Source organism: Gelidibacter sp., assembly GCF_039916245.1.
In the GTDB taxonomy this organism is placed as follows: Bacteria; Bacteroidota; Bacteroidia; order Flavobacteriales; family Flavobacteriaceae; genus Gelidibacter.
The window spans coordinates 1-5,243 of sequence record NZ_JBDSLS010000155.1; the positions used below are offsets into that span (position 1 = coordinate 1).

General features: G+C 36.6%; 6 protein-coding genes. All 6 read left to right on the plus strand.

Features of this window, described 5'->3' with window-relative positions; all coding sequences use genetic code 11:
• The first annotated feature begins 215 nt into the window (after positions 1-215).
• Complete coding sequence (gene pdxA, locus ABIQ28_RS08395; protein ID WP_348036441.1) at positions 216-1,262, plus strand: 4-hydroxythreonine-4-phosphate dehydrogenase PdxA; 1,047 nt, start codon at positions 216-218, stop codon at positions 1,260-1,262.
• A 73-nt stretch (positions 1,263-1,335) separates the two neighbouring features.
• Positions 1,336-1,875: a DUF177 domain-containing protein gene (locus ABIQ28_RS08400; RefSeq protein ID WP_348036442.1), complete on the plus strand. Its 540-nt coding sequence runs from the start codon at positions 1,336-1,338 to the stop codon at positions 1,873-1,875.
• Between the two features lie 9 nt (positions 1,876-1,884).
• Entirely contained in the window at positions 1,885-2,088 is a 204-nt protein-coding gene (rpmF, locus tag ABIQ28_RS08405) for a 50S ribosomal protein L32 (protein WP_066430995.1), read from the plus strand.
• Between the two features lie 169 nt (positions 2,089-2,257).
• Entirely contained in the window at positions 2,258-3,253 is a 996-nt protein-coding gene (locus tag ABIQ28_RS08410; RefSeq protein ID WP_348036443.1) for a beta-ketoacyl-ACP synthase III, read from the plus strand.
• A 35-nt stretch (positions 3,254-3,288) separates the two neighbouring features.
• Entirely contained in the window at positions 3,289-3,765 is a 477-nt protein-coding gene (gene accB / locus ABIQ28_RS08415) for an acetyl-CoA carboxylase biotin carboxyl carrier protein (RefSeq protein ID WP_348036444.1), read from the plus strand.
• A gap of 87 nt (positions 3,766-3,852) precedes the next feature.
• Positions 3,853-5,205 (plus strand): acetyl-CoA carboxylase biotin carboxylase subunit, encoded by a 1,353-nt coding sequence (accC, locus tag ABIQ28_RS08420; RefSeq protein WP_348036445.1) that lies wholly within the window; start codon positions 3,853-3,855, stop codon positions 5,203-5,205.
• Positions 5,206-5,243 lie beyond the last annotated feature (38 nt).

Genomic DNA, 5,243 nt, shown 5'->3' on the forward strand with positions numbered 1-5,243 from the left:
AATGTGATGTGAAGATTATCATCATCTTGTTCTAATTTTGTAATAACCCCTAAATCTTCAATGATTCCAGTAAACATATTGTCGAATAATTAGTTAAATTTGCATTTGTACAATGGTTTACAAAGATAAGACTTTAATGAAGATTTCAGGATAGCGTCTTGTTTAGAAAAGGATTTTATAAAAATGCTATTGTAAAGGACTAATTAAAATTAAGGATGAAAAGAGAAGGGTTAATTAGAGTAGGGATTTCCATTGGTGATTTAAATGGCATTGGTGCTGAAATCATTCTAAAAACTTTTGAGGATGTTAGAATGCTTGAGTTTTGCACGCCTATAATTTTTGCCTCCATAAAAACCATGTCTTTTTTTAAGAAGCATTTTGACAGTGCTATAAATTTTCATGGCATTAATGATATGAGCCAGGTTCTTGAAAGTAGAGTCAATGTGTTGAATGTTTGGAAAGAAAATGTTGACATAGCTTTTGGTGAAGAAGATTTGAAAGCAGGAGAATATGCCTTTAAATCCTTGGAGAAGGCCACTGAAGCTTTGAAAAATGACGATATCGATGTCTTAGTCACTGCCCCTATTAATAAATTGACCATTCAATCGGACAGTTTCAAGTTTCCAGGGCATACGGATTATTTGGCCAAGGAACTCGGAGGAAACAGTCTCATGTTTATGGTCACTGAGGATTTTAAAGTGGGTTTGCTTACAGATCATGTTCCTGTTAAAGATGTGCCGCAATATATCACTGCAAAGCTTATTGAAGAAAAAGTTCAGACCGTTTATGACTCGTTAATTCAAGATTTTAGAATCAGTAAACCGAAAATTGCTGTTTTGGGCATTAATCCGCATGCTGGAGATAATGGCGTGATAGGTGACGAGGATGAGAAAGTTTTAAAGCCAACACTTCTAAAAATCAGAGAAAAAGGCAAACTGGTCTATGGGCCGTATTCAGCCGATAGTTTCTTCGGATCCAAAAATTATAAGAATTTTGATGCGATAATTGCGTCCTATCACGACCAAGGTCTTATTCCTTTTAAAACCCTCACTTTTGGTGAAGGTGTAAATTATACTGCTGGGCTCAATAAAGTGAGGACTTCACCAGATCATGGGACTGCTTTTGAAATTGCAGGCAAAGGAACTGCAGATGAAAGTTCATTTAAAGCTGCGGTGTTTATGGCCCTCGAAATTTATAGGAATAGAAAGGAATATAAAAAGCTTACCAAAAACCCTTTAAAAAAGGCATCTAAAAAGATATAAACATTTTTTGTTAATAGCTTCCTTCTAATATAAAAATAATTTCTATATTTGCGCCCTCAAAATGAATGTGATCATGAAACCCTTAAAAGAGTATACCATACAATTTGTAGGATTAAAATTAGGAAAGCACCATTTTGATTATCAAATCGATGAAAAGTTCTTTGAGCTTTTTGAGTATGATGATTTTAATGACGTCAATGTAGAAGTGGATTTGCTTTTTGAAAAGAAAACAACACTTTTAGAGCTACATTTTAAAGCCAAGGGCATCGTAAATGTTAATTGTGACACTAGCAATGAGCCTTATGATCAAAAAATTGAAGGCGACTTTAATTTGGTGGTTAACTTTGGAGATGAGTACAATGACGAAAATGAAGAGATTTTAATCATACCTCATGGCGAGTATGAAATAAATGTGGCACAGTACATTTATGAATTGATCATTTTATCCATGCCTATAAAACGGATCCATCCGGGAATAGCAGATGGTACTTTGAAATCAGAAATACTTGAGAAACTAGAAGAGTTGAGCCCAAAAGGCATAGAAGAAAAAGAAGAATCAGAGGATATTGATCCTCGTTGGAATACATTAAAAAAACTATTAACGGATAAATAACGATATAAAATGGCACATCCTAAAAGAAAAATTTCTAAAACCAGACGAGATAAAAGAAGAACACATTACAAAGCAGTTGTTCCTACAATTGCAACGTGTCCTACTACAGGAGAAGCACACTTATTCCACAGAGCTCATTGGCATGAAGGAAAACTTTATTACAGAGGTCAAGTGCTTATAGATAACTCTGAAAAAGAGGAGAATTTAGCATAAGTATTATGCACGCATACAAGAAAGCGCTCACTCCTGAGCGTTTTTTTTTGTGGTTAATTTAAAAACAACTTAATTTGCATCTCATTTGACTGAATATTCAGTAAATTCAATTGGAATTTACTGATTTGGCCGATTTTGGTCAAATTTTAGGTCATTCTAATACAAAACAATGAGTAAAATCACTGCTGCAATTACTGCCATAGGTGGATATGTACCCGAATATGTGTTGACCAACCAAATTTTGGAAACATTAGTCGATACAAATGATGAATGGATCACCTCCAGAACAGGAATCAAAGAGCGACGAATCCTTAAAGAAGATGGCAAAGGCACTTCTTATTTAGCCATTAAAGCGGCTCAAGATCTTATAGACAAGAAAGGGTTAGATCCCAAAGAAATAGATTTAGTTATCGTTGCAACTGCAACACCAGACATGAAAGCTGCTGCTACGGCTTCTTACACCGCAACACAAATTGGTGCGACCAATGCGTTTGCCTTTGATTTGGAAGCAGCATGTTCAAGTTTTTTGTTTGGTATGTCGGTAGCTGCACGATATATCGAATCCGGAAAATATAAAAAAGTATTATTGATTGGTGCTGATAAGAATTCGTCAATGATTAATTACAAAGATAGGGCCACATGTATTATCTTCGGTGATGGTGCTGGTGCCGCTTTGTTTGAACCTAATTTGGAAGGGTTCGGTCTTCAGGACGAACTTTTGAGAAGTGACGGTAACGGAAGAGAATTCTTACAGGCTACATATGGCGGATCATCCTATCCATCAACTCCAGAAGCAGTAGCCGAAGGGAAACACTATATTTTTCAGGAAGGGAAACAGGTATTTAAGAATGCTGTTTTCAATATGGCTGATATTACAGAAAAAATATTGGTCAGAAATAATATTACAAAAGATGATATTGCTTGGTTAGTAGCACATCAAGCTAACAAACGTATTATTGATGCCACTGCAAGTAGGATCGATCTTGAAGAAAGTAAGGTCATGATGAACATTGAGAAATATGGAAATACCACGTCAGCAACATTGCCTTTACTTTTATGGGATTATGAAAAGCAACTAAAAAAAGGCGATAAATTAATTTTCGTTGCTTTTGGAGGTGGCTTCACTTGGGGCTCTGTATATCTGACTTGGGCATATAATTCATAAACTAACTAACCTAAATATTTTAAAATCTAATTATTATGGATATAAAAGAAATTCAAAACTTAATTAAGTTTGTTGCTAAATCTGGTGCAAGCGAGGTTAAATTGGAAATGGACGATATTAAAATTACCATTAAAACTGGTGGTGAAGATAGAGGAGAAACTACAACTTATGTACAGCAAATCCCAATGGGTGCTGCTCCTGTTGCGCACGCTCCTGCACCTCAAGCAGAGGTGCCTGCTGTTGCAATACCTGTAGTTGACGAAAACTCAAAGTATATTACTATAAAATCTCCAATTATTGGAACTTTCTATCGTAAACCTTCTCCTGACAAACCAATGTTTGTGGAAGTTGGAAAATCAATAAAAGAAGGGGATGTTTTATGCGTTATTGAGGCCATGAAATTATTCAATGAAATTGAGTCTGAAGTTTCAGGTAAAATCGTGAAAATTTTAGTTGATGATTCCTCACCGGTAGAATTTGATCAACCGTTATTCTTGGTTGATCCATCATAACCAATTAAAAATTCCAATAAACAAATCTCAAAATCCAAAACCTGGAATTTGGTGCTTGGAATTTGAAATTTTTAATTTGAAGAGTCTATGTTTAAAAAAATATTAGTAGCCAATAGAGGCGAGATAGCACTGCGTGTTATCAGAACCTGTAAGGAAATGGGCATCAAAACGGTAGCGGTTTATTCAACTGCCGATGCAGAAAGTCTGCATGTTAAGTTTGCTGATGAAGCCGTTTGTATAGGACCACCGGCAAGTGCTCAATCATATCTTAAAATGTCCAATATTATTGCTGCTGCAGAAATTACCAATGCAGACGCGATACATCCTGGATACGGATTTTTATCAGAAAACGCAAAGTTTTCAAAAATATGCGAAGAGCACAATATCAAGTTTATTGGGGCATCTCCTGAAATGATTGAACGCATGGGCGACAAGGCATCTGCCAAAGCAACCATGAAAGAAGCTGGCGTGCCATGCGTACCGGGAAGTGAAGGTATATTGGAATCCTTTGAGCAAACTGAAAAGTTAGCAGTTGAAATGGGGTATCCGGTTATGCTAAAAGCTACCGCTGGTGGTGGTGGAAAAGGCATGCGTGCCGTTTGGAAAAATGAAGATCTTAAAGATGCTTGGGACTCAGCACGTCATGAAGCTAGAGCAGCTTTTGGAAATGACGCCATGTACTTGGAGAAACTTATTGAAGAGCCACGACATATCGAAATACAAATTGTAGGGGATTCTACTGGAAGAGCATGTCATCTATCAGAACGAGATTGTTCAATTCAACGTCGTCACCAAAAATTAACTGAAGAAACACCGTCGCCATTTATGACGGATGAACTTCGAAATGAAATGGGTTTAGCCGCGGTTAGAGCAGCCGAATACATTAAATATGAAGGTGCGGGAACAATAGAATTTTTGGTAGACAAACACCGAAATTTCTATTTTATGGAAATGAATACCCGTATTCAAGTGGAACATCCAATTACGGAACAAGTTATTGATTTTGATTTGATTAGAGAGCAAATACTTGTTGCTGCTGGTGTGCCAATTTCAGGTAAAAACTATACCCCAAAGTTACATTCTATAGAATGTCGAATCAATGCGGAAGACCCGTATAATGATTTCAGACCTTCTCCAGGAAAAATAACCACACTTCATGCCCCAGGTGGACATGGCGTGCGCTTGGATACGCATGTGTATTCAGGCTATACAATTCCGCCAAATTATGATTCCATGATTGCAAAGTTGATTACCACTGCGCAAACACGTGATGAAGCCATCAATAAGATGAAGCGTGCTTTGGATGAATTCGTTATCGAAGGTATCAAAACGACCATTCCATTCCATCGACAATTGATGGACAATCCAGATTATTTGGCCGGTAATTATACGACCAAGTTCATGGAAAGCTTTAAAATGGAAAAGCCAGTTGAAGAATAATATTAAGACTCCGAAAGTAATTTCGGAGTTTTTTTATT

Coding starts and splice junctions, on each gene's coding strand:
- pdxA (WP_348036441.1), top strand. CDS start 216: ATGAAAAGAGAAGGGTTAATTAGAGTAGGGATTTCCATTGGTGATTTA.
- ABIQ28_RS08400 (WP_348036442.1), top strand. CDS start 1,336: ATGAAACCCTTAAAAGAGTATACCATACAATTTGTAGGATTAAAATTA.
- rpmF (WP_066430995.1), top strand. CDS start 1,885: ATGGCACATCCTAAAAGAAAAATTTCTAAAACCAGACGAGATAAAAGA.
- ABIQ28_RS08410 (WP_348036443.1), top strand. CDS start 2,258: ATGAGTAAAATCACTGCTGCAATTACTGCCATAGGTGGATATGTACCC.
- accB (WP_348036444.1), top strand. CDS start 3,289: ATGGATATAAAAGAAATTCAAAACTTAATTAAGTTTGTTGCTAAATCT.
- accC (WP_348036445.1), top strand. CDS start 3,853: ATGTTTAAAAAAATATTAGTAGCCAATAGAGGCGAGATAGCACTGCGT.